The organism is Streptomyces sp. NPDC089424, from assembly GCF_044749345.1.
In the GTDB taxonomy this organism is placed as follows: Bacteria; Actinomycetota; Actinomycetes; order Streptomycetales; family Streptomycetaceae; genus Streptomyces.
Genome location: NZ_JBIVHU010000004.1, coordinates 285,907 through 301,075, shown reverse-complemented (window position 1 = coordinate 301,075; position 15,169 = coordinate 285,907). Strand labels below are relative to the sequence as shown.

The following is a 15,169-nucleotide window of genomic DNA, read 5'->3' as shown; positions in this document are numbered from 1 at the left end:
GGAATTGCGGGCAGCCGAGCGGGTACGGCTCGGACGTCGGGTCCGACGCTACCCAGCGCCCGGACGCGCGCCCACCCCGGTCGGCGTGTCGGGGCGGGGGGCACGGCGTCCGCAGCAGGTGCTGTGCGAAACGATGGACCCGACAGCCGGACGGAGCCGCAGGGGGCAAGCCATGAGGGACGACGAGCAGCCGACCACGCAGGGTGCGAGGTCCGCACTCCTGCGGTCCCTGTGGAGCCGCTCGCGCAAGGAGGCCCGCGCCGACGCCGAGGCAGGCCGGTCCATCACCATGCCCGTGCTGAACGTGGTGCCCCCGCTCCAGCAGGTCCTCAAGCGCCTGTTCGTGGCCATACTGGTGCTGGCCCTCACGGTCCTGATCGTCTACCTCGACCGCGCGGGGTACAACGACAACTCCGACGGCTCCGTGGACCTCCTCGACGCCGCGTACTACGCCACCGTCACGCTCTCCACCACCGGCTACGGCGACATCACGCCGGTCAGCGAGACCGCGCGGCTCACCAACATCTTCGTCATCACACCGCTGCGCGTGCTCTTCCTGATCATCCTGGTCGGCACCACCCTGGAGGTGCTCACCGAGCGCACCCGCCAGCAGGTCCGCATCCACCGCTGGCGCGCCCGCACCCGCGACCACGTGGTCGTCGTCGGGTACGGGACCAAGGGCCGGCACGCCGTGGAGACCCTGGTCGGCCAGGGCATCGGCAAGGAGCGGATCGTCGTCGTCGACGCCCAGCGCAAGACGGCCGACGCGGCCGGCGACGACGGGCTGGTCGCGGTGACCGGCGACGCCACCCGCTCGGAGACCCTGCTCAAGGCGGAGATCCACCGCGCCACCCGCGTGATCATCGCCCCGCAGCGCGACGAGACGGCCACCCTGATCACCCTCACCGCACGCCAGCTGAACAAGCACGCCACGATCGTCGCGGCGGTCCGCGAGGACGAGAACGTGCCGCTGCTCAAGCAGAGCGGCGCCGACACCGTCGTGACCAGCTCCAGTTCGGCCGGCCGCCTGCTCGGCACGTTCACCGCCAGCCCCGCCGTGGCCCGGACGCTGGAGGACCTCATGACCCTCGGCAGCGGCATGGACCTCATCGAACGGCCGGTCACTCCGGCCGAGGTGGGCCGGACCCCCCGCGAGTGCGCCGATCTGGTGGTGGCGGTCGTACGGGACCGGAAGATGCTGGGCTACACCGACGGTTGGCGGACGGAGCTGCGGGCGGGGGACCGGGTCATCACGGTCAGCCGCCCGGTCACCGTCGCCTGACGGACCTTCCGCCCATGTTTCACGTGAAACACCCGCCGGGGGCGGCCGTGGCCCACGGCAGCTGAAGGATCTCCACCGCCTGACCGGGCCGTGCGCCGCCGGGCGGTACGACCGCGAGGGCGTCGGCAACGGCCACGCCACGCAGCATCGCGGGGCCGTTGTAGTGCAGCGGCACCGCGCGGTCGGCGCGCAGGACCACGGGCACGAGCCGGGTGTCGTACGGATGCCCCTGCACCGCGTCCCGCAGGGGCAGCGCGTACGGCTCCCGCGCCGGCCGGGCGGCGAGCGTGCGCAGCAGGGGTTCGGCGAGGGTGAGCAGCCCCGAGACCGCTGCCAGGGGGTTGCCGGGCAGGCCGACGAGGTGCTGGTTCTCCTTGGTGCGGGCCAGCAGCATCGGGTGGCCCGGTCGCACCTTGACGCCGTTGACCAGGAGTTCCGCGCCGCTGCGGCGCAGGGTGGGCTGGACGTGGTCGACGGGGCCGGCGGCGGTGCCGCCGGTGGTGACGACGAGGTCGGCCTCGCTCGCCGTGACCGCCTCGTACAGGGCGTCGGCGTCGTCGCCGATCCTGCGCACGGACGTGACGTCCGCCCCGATCGCCTTCAGCCAGGACGGCAGCATGGGACCCAGGGCGTCGCGGATGAGCCCGTCGTGCGGGAGGCCCTCGGTGAGCAGTTCGTCGCCGAGGACGAAGACGTCGGCGCGCGGGCGGGGGACGGCGGTGAGGGTGTCGTACCCGGCCGCCGCGGCGAGGCCCAGCACGGCGGGGGTCACGAGGGTGCCGGCGGGCAGCAACTGGTCGCCGCTGCGGCACTCCTGGGCCCGCGGGCGGATGTCCTGACCGTGCCCGAGGTCGCGGGTGGCGTGCAGCCTTCCCCGGTCGTCCGTGCGGCCGTGCTCGCTGCGCAGCACGGCGGTGGTGTCCGGCGGGACCCGGGCGCCGGTCGCGATCCGGACGGCCTCGCCGTCGCCGAGGCGCGCGGGTGCGGCGTGGCCCGCTAGGACGCCCTCCTCGCGGACCATCCAGGGGCCCGGTCCGGCGACCGCCCAGCCGTCCATGGCCGAGGTGTCGAAGGAGGGAAGGTCGGTGAGGGCGGTGAGCGGAGCGGCCAGGCCGAGGCCGAGCGCGGCGTCCAGGGGGACCGCGACGGGCGCGCCGCGCCGGCCGTTCCTGGCGGCCCGCGCGGCGATCTCGCGGGCCTCGGGCCAGGGGGTGGCCTGGTGATGACGGTCCTGAGGGCCGCCGGACCGGGAAGACTCGGAGGGGACCTGGTGGGAGGCGCCCCGATCGGAGGTGCGGCCCTGAGGTTGCGGCGCGCGGGCGTCGCGGGCGGAGGCGCTGTCCCGGTGAGGGGCGCTGTCCCGGTGAGGGGCGGTGCCCGGGCCGTCGGTGTCCTCGCGCCGAGAGGCGTCGGCACGGTCAGGTGCGTCGCCCCGGTGACGGGCCTTGTCCCGGTCCTCCTTCACGAGCGCCAGCGCCTCCTCGACGTCCCGGTCCGCGATGCCCCTGCCCCTGACGGCCTCGCCGTCCTGGAGCCCGGGGCCGGTCATCCGGCGTCCGGGCGGGAATCGGTGGAGGGCCCGCCGTCCGCGCCGGCGCCGTCCTCCTCCGCCCACCGCAGCGCGAGCGCGGCGGCCTTGCGGGAGGCCTCGGCGACGGCTTCGGGTCCGCCGCCGGCGCGTGCCGCGGCGTAACCGACGAGGAAGGTCGTCAGCGGTGCCGCGGGGCGTGCCACCCCGTGGGCCGCGTCGCGGGCGAGATCGAGCAGGACACCGGTGTCGACGTCGATGTCGATGCCCAGTTCGTCCTTGACTGCGGAGATCCATTCGTCCAACACGAGCCCATGCTCCCTGATGCGTGATCTGGCAGTGGCGATGTCGTCCCAGGTGTCGCAGTCGAAGGACGCGACGGGGTCGAGGACGCGGGTGAGGCGGAGTTCGGCGGTGAGGAGCCGCAGCGGCAGACCGGTGAGCCCGCCGTGCCGGGCTCCGAGGTGCGCGAGCGTGGCGCGCAGGCGCTCCGCGCGGTAGGCGGCCACGAGTGGCTGGTCGCGGCCGTCGGGGTCGGTGAGCAGCACGCCGTCGCCGGTGCCCGCGTCCAGCTCGGCGAGCAGCCCCTTGACCGTGGGCGCGCCGAGGAAGGGCAGGTCCGCGGAGAGGACCACCACCCGGCCGGTGCCCGCCGACGGCAGACCGGCCGCGAGGGCGGCCAGTGGTCCACCGCCCGGCGGGTGCTCACGCGCCCAGGCCACCGGCCGTGCCGTGGGTCTGGGGTCGGCGACGACGACGGTGGTCCGGGCGTCGGCGCAGGCGGCGAGCACCCGGTCCAGCAGTGAGCGGCCGCCGACCCGCACGCCGGGTTTGTCGGCCCCGCCGAGCCGCCGGGCGGCACCGCCGGCGAGGACCACGGCGTCGTAGCCGGGGTCACCGGACGCGGTGCGCTGCTTCTCGCTCACCCCCTGAGTATGGGGTCCGCCGGCCGTCTCAGGGAACGCGGGCGGACCGCCCGATCACAACGTGCGCAGCAGTACCGCCGGCTGTTCCACGCAGTCGGCGACATAGCGCAGGAAACCGCCCGCCGTGCCGCCGTCGCACACCCGGTGGTCGAAGGTGAGCGAGAGCTGGACGACCTGGCGCACCGCCAACTCGCCCTCGTGCACCCAGGGCTTGGGGATGATCCGGCCGACACCGAGCATGGCCGCCTCGGGGTGGTTGATGATCGGGGTGGAGCCGTCGACGCCGAACACTCCGTAGTTGTTCAGCGTGAAGGTGCCGCCGGTCAGGTCCGCGGGGGTGAGCCGCCCGGCCCGGCCGGCCTCGGTCAGCCGGGCGAACTCCGCGGTCAGACCCTCGGCGTCCCGGGTGTGCGCGTCCCGGACGACCGGGACGACCAGTCCCCGCTCGGTCTGCGCGGCGAAGCCCAGGTGCACCTGGTCCAGCCGGACGATCTCCCTGGCCGCCGTGTCCACGGTGGAGTTCAGCTCGGGGAAGCGGGCGAGGGCGGCGGTGCAGATCCGGGCCAGCAGCGCGAGCAGGGAGATCTTGGGACCGCCGGACGCGTTCATCGCGGTGCGCGCCCGCATCAGCTCGGTGGCGTCGGCGTCGACCCAGCAGGTCGCGTCCGGGATCTCCCGCCGGCTGCGGGAGAGCTTGTCGGCGACGACGCCCCGGACGCCCTTGAGCGGCACGCGGGTGCCGGAGGTGAGGCCCGAGGTCGAGGTGGCCGGTTCGGCCGTCCGGACGGTGTCCGCCGAAGCGGGGACCACGACCGGCGCGGCCGGTACGGGCGTCACCCGTGGCTGCGGACCGGTCTGCGGCGGGGCGAGGCGGCCCTGCGCGGCGGCGGCCCGCAGCGCGTACTCCACGTCCGCGCGCAGGATCAGCCCGTCGGGGCCGGAGCCCGTCAGCTCCCGCAGGTCCAGCCCGTTCTCGCGGGCGAGCCGCCGCACGAGGGGCGAGATCACCGGCACGGGGCCCTCGCCGCGGCCGCTGTCACCGCTGACGCGGTAGTCGTCCAGGGCTTCCGGTGCCGGGGCGGCGGCCTGGGTGTCCAGGGCCGCCGCGGCCCGCTGGGGAGCTATCGGGGCCTGCGGACGCACCCTTCGGCGCCGCGCCGGAGGGGCACCGGTGCCGTAGCCGACGAGGACGTTGCCGGAGCCGCCACCGGAGCGTGCGCCGGAGCCGTTGGCCGAGGCCGTACCGGAACCGCCGGAGCCCGAAGGGGAGCCGGAGCCCGCCCCCGGAGCCGAGCCGTTCGCCGCACCGGGAGCCATCTCCACGGCCGCCCCGGAACCGTCGTCCGGGCCCTCGCCGGAGGCCTCCGCGCCCACCGCCACGGTCAGCAGCGGCGCCCCCACCGGGAGTTCGGCGCCCTCCTCACCGAAACGGGCCGTGACCACGCCGCCGTAGGGGCAGGGGACCTCGACCATCGCCTTGGCCGTCTCCACCTCGACGACCGGCTGGTCCACGGCGACGACGTCGCCGACCTGCACCAGCCAGCGCACGATCTCCGCCTCGGTGAGTCCTTCTCCGAGGTCGGGGAGCTTGAACTCCAGCACCTGTGCCATCAGCTCTCGGCCTCCCATTGCAGACGCGCCACGGCGTCCAGGATGCGGTCGACGCCAGGAAGATGGTGCCTCTCCAGCATCGGCGGCGGGTAGGGGATGTCGAATCCGGCCACGCGCAGCACCGGCGCCTCCAGGTGATGGAAGCAGCGTTCCGTGACCCGGGCCGCGATCTCGCCGCCCGGTCCGCCGAACCCGCCCGACTCGTGGACGACGACCGCCCGCCCGGTCCGTCGCACCGAGGCCGCGACCGTCTCGTCGTCGAACGGCACCAGGGAGCGCAGGTCGACGACTTCGAGGTCCCATCCCTCGGCCCGGGCCGCCTCGGCGGCTTCGAGGCAGACAGGTACCGACGGGCCGTACGTGATGAGCGTGGCGCTCCGGCCGGAGCGCCGCACCACCGCGCGGCCGATGGGTTCAACGGTCGCCGGCTCCTCCGGGTTCCAGGCGTCCTTCGACCAGTACAGACGCTTGGGTTCCAGGAAGACGACCGGGTCGTCGGAGGCGATGGCGGCGCGCAGCAGACCGTAGGCGTCGGCGACGGTCGCGGGCGTGACGACGTGCAGGCCCGGGGTCGCCACGTAGTACGCCTCGGACGAGTCGCTGTGGTGCTCGACGCCGCCGATGCCGCCGCCGTAGGGGACGCGGATGGTGATCGGCAGGGGCATGGCCCCGCGCGTGCGGTTGCGCATGCGCGCCACATGGCTGACGAGCTGTTCGAACGAGGGGTAGGCGAACGCGTCGAACTGCATCTCGACGACCGGCCTGAGCCCGTACATCGCCATGCCGACGGCCGTGCCCAGGATGCCCGCCTCGGCGAGCGGGGTGTCCGTGCAGCGGTCCTCGCCGAACTCCTTGGCGAGCCCGTCGGTGACGCGGAAGACGCCCCCGAGGGTGCCGACGTCCTCGCCCAGGACGTGCACGGACGGGTCGGCGGCCATGGAGTCGCGCAGCGCGCGGGTGAGGGCCTGGGCCATGGTCGCGGGCTTCACGGCAACCGTGGTCATGACAGCTCCTCCTCCTGGCCCGCCTCCAGCTCGGCCCGCAGCAGGGCCTGCTGCTCACGCAGCTGCGGGGTCGGCTCGGCGTAGACGTGGGCGAACAGGTCCATGGGGTCGAGCCCGGGGTCCTGGTTCAGCCGGGCGCGCATGTCGGCGGCGAGCGTCTCGGCGTCCTCGCGCGCGGCGTGCACACCGGCCTCGTCGAGCCAGCCGCGCTCGGTCAGCTCCCGCTCCAGGAGCGTGATCGGGTCGTGGTCGCGCCAGGCGTCGAGCTCGGAGTCCGCGCGGTAACGCTTGTCGTCGTCGGCGTTCGTGTGCGCCTCCAGGCGGTACGTCACCGCCTCGACGAGCGTCGGACCGCCACCCGCGCGCGCGTGCCGCACGGCGTCGGCGAGCACCTCGTGCACCGCGGCGGCGTCGTTCCCGTCGACCAGGCGGCCCGGCATCCCGTACCCGACGGCCTTGTGGGCCAGGGAGGGGGCGGCGGTCTGCTTGGCGAGCGGGACGGAGATCGCGAAGCCGTTGTTCTGGACCAGGAAGACGACCGGTGCGCGCCAGACGGCGGCGAAGTTCAGCGCCTCGTGGAAGTCGCCCTCGCTGGTGCCGCCGTCCCCGACGATCGCGAGCGCGACCACGTCGTCGCCCTTGAGGCGGGCGGCGTGGGCGAGCCCGACAGCGTGCGGCAACTGGGTGGCGAGCGGGGTGCACAGGGGGGCGACGCGGTGGGCGTGCGGGTCGTAGCCGGTGTGCCAGTCGCCGCGCAGCAGGGTGAGCGCGTCGACGGGGTCCACACCGCGGACGACGGCGGCGAGGGTGTCGCGGTAGCTGGGGAAGAGCCAGTCGCGCTCCTCCAGGACCAGCGCGGCGGCGACCTCGCAGGCCTCCTGGCCGGTGCTGGAGGGGTAGACGGCGAGACGGCCCTGCTTGGTGAGGGCGGTCGCCTGCGCGTTGTACCGGCGGCCGCGCACCAGCTGTGCGTACAGCCGGCGCAGCAGCTCGGGGTCGGCCTTGGCGGCGGCTTCGGTGCCGAGCACGCGGTACGGAGCCGCGTCGGGCAGCAGCGGCGTGGGGTCGGTGCGGGGCTGCCAGGCGGGCGGTGGCGACGGCCGATACGCGCCACGCTGCTCCATGACCGTCATGACGGCACCTCCTCGTGGGAGCGGCTTCGGGGAGGCGCAGGTCTGTGATGCGCCTCACCTACCGATTGTTCGGTCGACGGCACATTTTGGCTACAGGCGCCCCAGGGCTGTGGACAAACGGTTCTCCACAACCTGAGATGGACGCATTACGTCCATGGTAGAGAGGTGGGGGGACATGGCATCTGAACAAATGGCCGAAGGGACGGAGCCCGCCGCCCCGCCGCCACCCCGTCCCCTCGACGCGATCGACGAGGACATCCTGCGGATGCTCCAGGCGGACGGCCGCGCGTCGATACGGTCCGTGGCCGAGCGGGTCCACGTCTCGCGGGCCAACGCCTACGCGCGGATCAACCGGCTCCTCGAGGACGGCGTCATCCGCGGCTTCGGAGCCCGCGTCAACCACGAACGGGCGGGGCACGGCACCTCGGCGTACATCACCCTGCAGATCGTCCAGAACTCCTGGCGCACGGTGCGCGAGCAGCTCAGACAGCTGCCCGGCGCCTCACACATCGCCCTCGTCGGGGGCGATTTCGATGTGCTGCTGCTGGTGCACACCTCCGACAACCGGGCGCTGCGCGAGGTGGTGCTGACCCGGCTCCAGGCGATCCCCGAGGTCCTCAGCACGCGCACGCTGCTGGTGTTCGAGGAGGAGGACCTGGAGCCCCAGGGCTGAGCCGCCCCGGCGGGGCACGGAGCGGGCCGGTCGTCGGGGGGAGCCCCGGTCCGGGGATGCCGTGCCGCCGGTCCGGGCGTCAGCGCGCCCGGCGCAGTCCCTCGAACACCAACTGCGTGACCGCGTCGGCCACTTCGCGCTCCCCCATGCCGCGCCCCTCGGGCCGGTACCACTCGACGATCGAGTTGATCATGCCGAAGACCAGCCGGGTGGCCAGCCGCACCTCCACGTCGCCGCGCACGTCGCCCTCCGCGGCGGCGGCCTTCAGCAGCTCGGCGACCCGGTGGTCGAAGTCCCGGCGCCGCTCCAGCGCCCACCGCTCGGTGCCCGTGTTGCCCCGCACCCGCAGCAGCAGCGTCACGTAGGGCAGCTCGGCGATGAGCACCTCGACCATGCGCCGGACGACGTACTCCAGCCGCGCGGACGCGGGCCCCCCGCGCGCGTGCTCCTCGTCGAGGATCCCGAAGAGCCCGTCCAGCGCCCGGCTCACCGCCCGGCGCAACAGCTCCTCCTTGCCCGTGACGTGGTGGTAGATCGACGACTTGGAGATGCCGGCCGCCTTGGACAGGTGCTCCATGGAGGTGCCGTCGTAGCCGCGCTCGTTGAAGACCTGGACGGCGACCGACAGCAGGGTCTCCGGGGTGTACGTGTCGCGCTTGGCCGTGGTCATGGGGTGCCCTCCCGCTTGTCGGCGGAGTGTCCGTGGCGGTAGAGCGCCAAGGAGGGCGCGTAGCGGCCCGACGGCTCGCGCAGATGCAGCTCCTCCAGCAGGTCGTGGGCCCAGACCCGGCCGAGCCGGCGGCTCCACTCGAAGGGGCCGAGGGGGTAGTTGACACCGAGGCGCATCGCGGTGTCGATGTCCTCCTCCGTGGCCACGCCCTTGGCGACCGCGTCGTACGCGAGATCGACGATCCGCGCGACCGTGCGGGCGACGATCATGCCGGGCACGTCCCCGATGACGCTGACGTCCTTGCCCAGCGCCTGGAAGAGGCCGACCGCTTCCGCGAGGGTCTGCGAGGGGGTGTCCTTGGAGGCGGACAGGGCCACGCGGGTGGCCTTGCGGTAGTCCAGGGCGAGGTCGAAGTGGACGACGTCCCGGAACTCCACGGAGGTCTGGCCGTCGGCGAGGACGAGCCGGCCGCCGCTCGGCAGCACCAGACACGCGCCGCTCTCCTCGTCCTCCTCGCGCACGAGGACGCCCGCCTCACGGATCAGCGCCGGCAGCTCGGAGGCAGGACCCAGGTCCCCCTCCGCGACGACGTACGCGGGCGGCGGAGCGGCCTCGGCGGTGTGGGGTTCGGCGCGCTCGGCGCCCTCCCGGTAGTCGTACCAGCCCTGTCCGGACTTGCGGCCGAGCCGGCCGGACTCGACCAGGCGGCGCTGGGCGAGTGACGGAGTGAAGCGCACGTCCTGGAAGAGGGACTGCCACACGGACTGCGTCACGGACTCGTTGACGTCCTGCCCGATGAGGTCGGTCAGCTCGAAGGCGCCCATCCGGAACCCGCCGCTCTCGCGCAGCACGGCGTCGATGGTGGCGGGGTCGGCGCCGTGGGCCTCGTAGACGGCGAAGCTCTCGGCGTAGAAGGGCCGGGCGATGCGGTTGACGATGAATCCGGGGGTGTCGGCGCAGGCCACCGGCGTCTTGCCCCAGGCGCGGGCCGTCTCGTACGCGCGCGTGGCCGAGCTGACGTCGGTGGCGAAGCCGGAGACCACCTCGACCAGCGGCAGCAGCGGGGCGGGGTTGAAGAAGTGCAGGCCCACGAAGCGCCCGGGGGTGCGCAGGCCGCCCCCGATGGCGGTCACCGACAGGGAGGACGTGTTGGTGGCCAGCAGGCAGTCCTCGGAGACGACGTCCTCCAGCTCGCGCAGCAGGTGCTGCTTGACGTCCAGGCGCTCCAGGACTGCCTCGACGACCAGGGTGGCGTCGGCGAGCTCGGCAAGGCTCCGGGCGGGCAGCAGACGGGCGCGTGCCGCGTCCCGGTCGGCGCCGCTCAGCCGTTCCTTCTCGACGAGCCGGTCGAGCCGGGCACCGATCGCGGCGGCGGCCTCGTCGGCGCGCCCGGGGACGGCGTCGTACAGCCGTACGAGGTGGCCCGCGACCAGCGCCACCTGGGCGATGCCCTGGCCCATGGTGCCGCTGCCGACGACTGCCACGGGGCTGCTGAGGTCGAGTGCTGTCATGAACGCGATCCTCCCGCACGGGGTTTTCCACAGATGCGGCGGACCCCCTTGAACCGACCGATCGTTCGGTTACTCTAACCCTGACCGCCCGATCCCGCCCCTGTTTCTGCCCAGGTCATGAGCTCGACGAAGAGCTCACAAGACGAGGAGTTGGTCCCGCATGGCCGCCGAACTCACCGCCCACGAGCTGATCGCCCAGCACCGGCCCACCCTCGACCAGGCGCTGGAAGCGATCCGCACGCGCGCGTACTGGTCCCCGCATCCCGAGCACCCGAAGGCCTACGGGGAGAACGGCAGCCTGGACGCGGCCGCGGGCAAGGCCGCCTTCGACGCCCTGCTCGGCACCCGGCTCGACCTCGGCCAGCCGGGCACGGACGGCTGGGTGGACGGCGAGACCTCGCCCTACGGCATCGAGTTGGGCGTCGGCTACCCGCACGCGGACGTCGACGTGCTGCTGCCCGCGATGCGCGCCGGACAGCGTGCCTGGCGCGACGCGGGGCCGGAGGCCCGGGCCATGGTCTGCCTGGAGATCCTCAAGCGGATCAGCGACCGGACGCACGAGTTCGCGCACGCGGTCATGCACACCTCCGGCCAGGCCTTCATGATGGCCTTCCAGGCGGGCGGCCCGCACGCGCAGGACCGCGGCCTGGAGGCGGTGGCGTACGCGTACGTGGAGCAGGTCCGCACCCCCGACACCGCCGAGTGGACCAAGCCGCAGGGCAAGCGTGACCCGCTCGCGCTGACCAAGCGCTTCACCGCGGTCCCGCGCGGGATCGCCCTGATGATCGGCTGCAACACCTTCCCCACGTGGAACGGCTACCCGGGCCTGTTCGCCTCGCTGGCCACGGGCAACGCGGTCCTGGTCAAGCCCCACCCGCGCGCGGTGCTGCCGCTCGCGCTCACCGTGCAGGTCGCCCGCCAGGTGCTCACCGAGGCCGGCTACGACCCGAACCTGGTCGCGCTGGCCGCGGAGGCGCCCGGCGAGGGCATCGCGAAGACCCTCGCGCTCCGCCCCGAGGTCCGGATCATCGACTACACCGGCTCGACGGCCTTCGGCGACTGGCTGGAGGCCAACGCCCGCCAGGCGCAGGTCTACACGGAGAAGGCCGGCGTCAACACGGTGATCGTGGAGTCGACCGCCGACTACAAGGGGATGCTGTCCAACCTGGCGTTCTCGCTGTCGCTCTACAGCGGCCAGATGTGCACGACCCCGCAGAACCTGCTGATCCCCCGCGACGGCATCCGCACCGACCAGGGCCCCAAGTCCTTCGACGAGGTGACCGCCGACCTCGCCCAGGCGGTCGACGGCCTGCTCGGTGACGACGCGCGCGCGAACGCGCTGCTCGGCGCCATCGTCAACCCGGACGTCAAGGCCCGCTTGGAGGCCGCGGCCGGTCTCGGCGAAGTCGCCCTGGCCTCCCGGGAGATCAGCAACCCGGAGTTCCCGGGTGCGGTGGTCCGGTCGCCCGTCCTCGTGAAGCTGGACGGCGCCAAGCCGGACGACGAGGCCGCCTACATGAGCGAGTGCTTCGGCCCGGTCGCCTTCGCCGTCGCCGTCGACTCGGCCGCCGACGCTGTCGAGTTGCTGCGCCGGACCGTCCGCGAGAAGGGCGCCATGACGGTCGGCGCCTACACGACCGACGAGGACGTCGAGCGGGCGATCGAGGAGGTCTGCCTGGACGAGGCCGCGCAGCTCTCGCTGAACCTGACGGGCGGGGTGTACGTCAACCAGACCGCGGCCTTCTCCGACTTCCACGGCTCGGGCGGCAACCCGGCGGCCAACTCGGCGCTGACCGACGGGGCCTTCGTGGCCAACCGGTTCCGCGTGGTGGAGGTGCGCCGGGAGGCGTGACCCTCAGGCCGGCGCGCCCCCGGTGGCGCTCCAGTGGTACAGCGTCATGGCCACGCTGGTCGCGAGGTTGTAGCTGGAGACCTGGGGGCGCATCGGCAACGCCACCAGCTGGTCGGCACGCGCGCGTACGTCCGCGGACAGGCCGCTGCGCTCCGAGCCGAAGGCGAGCAGGGCGTCGTCGGGCAGCTTCAGTCCGCGGATGTCCTCGCCCTCCGGGTCCAGGGCGAACAGCGGCCCGGGCGGCAGGTCCACGACGTCCAGCCGCTCCACGGCGGTGGCGAAGTGCAGCCCCGCGCCGCCGCGGACGACCGTGGGATGCCAGGGGTCGAGCGTGCCCGTCGTGACCACGCCGGTCGCCCCGAAGCCGGCCGCGAGCCGGATCACGGCCCCGGCGTTGCCGAGGTTGCGCGGCTGGTCGAGGACCACGACGGGGGCGCCGCGGGGCGTGCGGGCCAGCCTCCGCAGACCGTCCTCGCGCGGCGGGCGTACGGCCAGGGCGGCCACGGCGGTGGGATGCGGGCGCGGCACCAGGGAGGCGTAGACCGCCTCCGGGACCTCCGTGAGCAGCGCGGCCAGCGGCTGTCGTACGTCCGGAGCGAGCTCGTCGGCGAGGGCGAGCGTGGCCTCCCGGTCCGCGGTCACGGCGAGGGGTACCTCGGCGCCGAAGCGCAGGGCGTGCTTGAGCGCGTGGAAGCCGTCGAGCAGGACGGAGCTCCCGGCGAGACGGTGCCAGGCGCTCACCGGCGGCGACGGGGAGCCGGTTCCCCTGTCCGCGGGGTCGTTCATGCCCTGAAGCCTACGTGGGACTGCGCGGCGTCCCCGTGGCGCTCGGCGTCGTCCGGCGTCCGCTGCGCGGGCACCTTGGGAAGGCGGGGCCTGGACAGGCGCCCACGCGCGCGGGCGCTCCAGTGGCCGAGGCGGCGCAGGAACGACGTCGGCAGGAAGACGGCGTCCGCCGCGATCATCGCCAGCGAGAAGAACGGCAGCCCGAGCATCACGGCGATCACCGCGTGTTCGAGGATCATGACGGCCAGCAGCACGTTCTTGACCCGGCGGTGGAACAGCGTGAACGGGAAGGCGACCTGCACGAGCACGGTCCCGTACGTCACGAGCATGACCACGATGCCGCTGGTGGACATCAGCTCGGCCAGGGCGGGCCAGGGCGAGAAGTAGTCCAGTTGCAGCGGGTAGTAGACGGCGGTGCCGTCCTGCCAGCGGGAGCCCTGGATCTTGTACCAGCCGGCCGTGGCGTAGATCAGACAGGCCTCGGCCATGATCACGAACAGAGCGCCGTTGTGCAGGATGTTGGCGATCACGTCGAGCATGATCCGTGGCTCACCGGTGCGGGTGAGGCGGCCGGCGAGCCACCACAGGGCCTGCGCCACCCACGCGCCCCACAACAGCGCCGGGACCATCCAGTCGCCGTCCAGCCGGCCCAGCACGGTCACGCCGGCCAGCACCAGCCCCAGGACGCCCCACAGCAGCGGGCCCGTCCGGTCGGCGACCCGCTCCCCGCGCGCGTGCGCCTCGCGGGTGCGCCGGGCACGGCGGGCGTCCAGCGACCAGACCTGGCCGCAGCGCGTGAACACCAGGTAGATGCACATCAGGTGCAGGACGTTGTCGCCGCCGTCGCCCATGAAGACGCTGCGGTTCTGCAGCGAGAGCACGCCGACCATGAAGAGCACCGACATCGTGCGGGTACGCCAGCCCAGCATCAGCAGCAGGCCGGAGAGCACGCCGAGCGCGTAGACGGCCTCGAACCACAGCCGGCCGTCCGACCACAGCAGGGCGGTGAAGGCCCCGTTCGCGCCGACCAGCTGCTCGGCGAGATCCCAGCTCCACGGGCCGTCGGGGCCGTACAGCTCGTGCCGGTGCGGGACCTCCCGCAGCAGGAACAGCAGCCAGGTGGCGGCGAAGCCGATCCGGATCACGGCGGTCTGGTACGGACCGAGAGGGGACTCGGTCACCCGGGCGATGCCACGGGAGACGGCCAGGGCGAAGCGGCTCACCGGTCGCCTCCCCGCGCCTCGTCACGTGACACCGACCACCAGGGCAGCTCCCGGTACACCGGCTTGAGCGAGATCCGCTCCTCGCTCCAGTGGGGCGGGCGGACGCTCGTGGTGCGCGAGCGGATCTGGACCCGCTCGACGGCGCCGCCCGGCCCGGCCGCGTCCACGCGGTCCAGGCGCATCAGCACGATCCGGCGCATGTAGGTCTCGCTCAGCGCGCCGCGCAGGCCCGACGGGCGGTTGCCGCCGTCGTGCGTGGCGGTGAAGAAGTCCCACGCGCGGCGCAGCTCGTTCTGCTGGGTGTGGCTCGGCAGCAGGTTGCCGTCGATGGCCTGGCCGTCCTGCGCGGACAGGTCGTACCAGCCGGTGACACGGCTGCCGCCGTCACCCGTTCGGATCTGGGCACGGACCTGGACGGCGATGTTCTGCTGGAGTGGGTTCGGCGCGAACAGTTTCCAGTTCTGTTCGAACTCGGGGTAGATCCAGTCTTCGATCGTCGCGCTGTGCTGCTTGGTGACCGTGTTCGACGGGGCGACGTGCAGAAAGACCATGCCGATGTGCACACAGACGGCGATCGCCACGACGGCGAGGGCCAGTGCGACGCCGACCTGGTAGCGCGGGGAGAGGGCCGCGACCCCGGTGCGGGGTTCCGCCAGGGGCGCGCGCACGTCGGGGGTGCCCGGCTCGTCCCGCGCGTGCGGGACGCCTGCACCCCTGTCGTACGTGTCCTTCGCGCCCTGCGCGTCCATTCCGCCCCGATTCCGTTCCCGATCCGGTCCTCGTCCGCCGCCCGCAGCCCCCTCGCACGCGAACGCTACTCAGGCCGACCCGTCGGGCACAGCCCCTTCGATCAGCTCGCGCGGGGCCGCGCCGACGGGTTTTCCACAGCGGTTGACACCTTACGGCGCCCGTCCGACCATGGAACCGCACGAACCGAACGATCGGTCGGGAGCAAGCTCCGGACGGACCC

13 protein-coding genes are annotated in these 15,169 nt (G+C 73.5%); 3 read left to right on the top strand and 10 right to left on the bottom strand.

Annotation, left to right across the window (positions count from 1 at the left end):
• The first annotated feature begins 172 nt into the window (after window positions 1–172).
• Window positions 173–1,282, top strand: coding sequence for a potassium channel family protein (locus tag ACIP2X_RS21065; RefSeq protein WP_401675209.1), 1,110 nt, complete (start codon window positions 173–175; stop codon window positions 1,280–1,282).
• A gap of 19 nt (window positions 1,283–1,301) precedes the next feature.
• Here ACIP2X_RS21065 and ACIP2X_RS21060 read toward each other — a convergent pair whose 3' ends face one another.
• The 5 genes from ACIP2X_RS21060 to pdhA are packed head-to-tail and all read right to left on the bottom strand — an operon-like array spanning window position 1,302 to window position 7,484.
• Window positions 1,302–2,831 carry a molybdopterin molybdotransferase MoeA gene (locus tag ACIP2X_RS21060; protein ID WP_401675207.1) on the bottom strand — a complete coding sequence of 510 codons (1,530 nt, stop codon included), beginning with the start codon at window positions 2,829–2,831 and terminating at the stop codon, window positions 1,302–1,304.
• The gene (locus ACIP2X_RS21055; RefSeq protein WP_401675204.1) at window positions 2,828–3,736 is read right to left on the bottom strand and encodes an NTP transferase domain-containing protein; all 909 of its coding nucleotides are present in this window, start codon (window positions 3,734–3,736) and stop codon (window positions 2,828–2,830) included. The genes ACIP2X_RS21060 and ACIP2X_RS21055 overlap by 4 nt, the downstream gene beginning before the upstream one ends.
• Window positions 3,737–3,790: 54 nt before the next feature.
• Complete coding sequence (locus ACIP2X_RS21050; RefSeq protein WP_401675201.1) at window positions 3,791–5,347, bottom strand: dihydrolipoamide acetyltransferase family protein; 1,557 nt, start codon at window positions 5,345–5,347, stop codon at window positions 3,791–3,793.
• Window positions 5,347–6,351 carry an alpha-ketoacid dehydrogenase subunit beta gene (locus ACIP2X_RS21045; RefSeq protein ID WP_401675198.1) on the bottom strand — a complete coding sequence of 335 codons (1,005 nt, stop codon included), beginning with the start codon at window positions 6,349–6,351 and terminating at the stop codon, window positions 5,347–5,349. Before ACIP2X_RS21045 ends, ACIP2X_RS21050 begins: the two co-directional genes overlap by 1 nt.
• Window positions 6,348–7,484 (bottom strand): pyruvate dehydrogenase (acetyl-transferring) E1 component subunit alpha, encoded by a 1,137-nt coding sequence (pdhA, locus tag ACIP2X_RS21040; protein ID WP_401675195.1) that lies wholly within the window; start codon window positions 7,482–7,484, stop codon window positions 6,348–6,350. The genes ACIP2X_RS21045 and pdhA overlap by 4 nt, the downstream gene beginning before the upstream one ends.
• Before the next feature lie 175 nt (window positions 7,485–7,659).
• Between pdhA and ACIP2X_RS21035 the strand changes: the two genes are divergently transcribed.
• Window positions 7,660–8,157 (top strand): Lrp/AsnC family transcriptional regulator, encoded by a 498-nt coding sequence (locus tag ACIP2X_RS21035; RefSeq protein WP_401675193.1) that lies wholly within the window; start codon window positions 7,660–7,662, stop codon window positions 8,155–8,157.
• A gap of 79 nt (window positions 8,158–8,236) precedes the next feature.
• Here the strand turns inward: ACIP2X_RS21035 and ACIP2X_RS21030 are convergent, their stop codons facing one another.
• Both ACIP2X_RS21030 and ACIP2X_RS21025 read right to left on the bottom strand, forming a co-directional pair.
• A complete protein-coding gene (locus tag ACIP2X_RS21030; protein WP_401675190.1) occupies window positions 8,237–8,827 on the bottom strand; it encodes a TetR/AcrR family transcriptional regulator in 591 nt (196 codons plus the stop codon).
• Window positions 8,824–10,338 (bottom strand): 3-hydroxyacyl-CoA dehydrogenase, encoded by a 1,515-nt coding sequence (locus ACIP2X_RS21025; protein ID WP_401675187.1) that lies wholly within the window; start codon window positions 10,336–10,338, stop codon window positions 8,824–8,826. The genes ACIP2X_RS21030 and ACIP2X_RS21025 overlap by 4 nt, the downstream gene beginning before the upstream one ends.
• 160 nt (window positions 10,339–10,498) lie before the next feature.
• Here ACIP2X_RS21025 and paaN point away from each other — a divergent pair, with 160 nt between their 5' ends.
• Entirely contained in the window at window positions 10,499–12,190 is a 1,692-nt protein-coding gene (paaN, locus tag ACIP2X_RS21020; RefSeq protein ID WP_401675185.1) for a phenylacetic acid degradation protein PaaN, read from the top strand.
• 3 nt (window positions 12,191–12,193) lie between these two features.
• On the opposite strand, the gene ACIP2X_RS21015 is transcribed toward paaN, so the two are convergent.
• The 3 genes from ACIP2X_RS21015 to ACIP2X_RS21005 are packed head-to-tail and all read right to left on the bottom strand — an operon-like array spanning window position 12,194 to window position 14,948.
• On the bottom strand, window positions 12,194–12,976 hold the full coding sequence (locus ACIP2X_RS21015) for a TrmH family RNA methyltransferase (protein ID WP_401675182.1): 783 nt from the start codon (window positions 12,974–12,976) through the stop codon (window positions 12,194–12,196).
• A complete protein-coding gene (locus tag ACIP2X_RS21010) occupies window positions 12,973–14,199 on the bottom strand; it encodes an HTTM domain-containing protein (RefSeq protein WP_401675180.1) in 1,227 nt (408 codons plus the stop codon). Before ACIP2X_RS21010 ends, ACIP2X_RS21015 begins: the two co-directional genes overlap by 4 nt.
• Complete coding sequence (locus tag ACIP2X_RS21005; protein ID WP_401675177.1) at window positions 14,196–14,948, bottom strand: DUF5819 family protein; 753 nt, start codon at window positions 14,946–14,948, stop codon at window positions 14,196–14,198. The genes ACIP2X_RS21010 and ACIP2X_RS21005 overlap by 4 nt, the downstream gene beginning before the upstream one ends.
• Between the last annotated feature and the right edge of the window lie 221 nt (window positions 14,949–15,169).

Excerpts from the sequence above, each read along its gene's own strand:
- ACIP2X_RS21025 (WP_401675187.1), bottom strand. The coding sequence starts at position 10,338 with ATGACAGCACTCGACCTCAGCAGCCCCGTGGCAGTCGTCGGCAGCGGC.
- pdhA (WP_401675195.1), bottom strand. The coding sequence starts at position 7,484 with ATGACGGTCATGGAGCAGCGTGGCGCGTATCGGCCGTCGCCACCGCCC.
- ACIP2X_RS21030 (WP_401675190.1), bottom strand. The coding sequence starts at position 8,827 with ATGACCACGGCCAAGCGCGACACGTACACCCCGGAGACCCTGCTGTCG.
- paaN (WP_401675185.1), top strand. The coding sequence starts at position 10,499 with ATGGCCGCCGAACTCACCGCCCACGAGCTGATCGCCCAGCACCGGCCC.
- ACIP2X_RS21005 (WP_401675177.1), bottom strand. The coding sequence starts at position 14,948 with ATGGACGCGCAGGGCGCGAAGGACACGTACGACAGGGGTGCAGGCGTC.
- ACIP2X_RS21050 (WP_401675201.1), bottom strand. The coding sequence starts at position 5,347 with ATGGCACAGGTGCTGGAGTTCAAGCTCCCCGACCTCGGAGAAGGACTC.
- ACIP2X_RS21045 (WP_401675198.1), bottom strand. The coding sequence starts at position 6,351 with ATGACCACGGTTGCCGTGAAGCCCGCGACCATGGCCCAGGCCCTCACC.
- ACIP2X_RS21035 (WP_401675193.1), top strand. The coding sequence starts at position 7,660 with ATGGCATCTGAACAAATGGCCGAAGGGACGGAGCCCGCCGCCCCGCCG.
- ACIP2X_RS21060 (WP_401675207.1), bottom strand. The coding sequence starts at position 2,831 with ATGACCGGCCCCGGGCTCCAGGACGGCGAGGCCGTCAGGGGCAGGGGC.
- ACIP2X_RS21065 (WP_401675209.1), top strand. The coding sequence starts at position 173 with ATGAGGGACGACGAGCAGCCGACCACGCAGGGTGCGAGGTCCGCACTC.
- ACIP2X_RS21015 (WP_401675182.1), bottom strand. The coding sequence starts at position 12,976 with ATGAACGACCCCGCGGACAGGGGAACCGGCTCCCCGTCGCCGCCGGTG.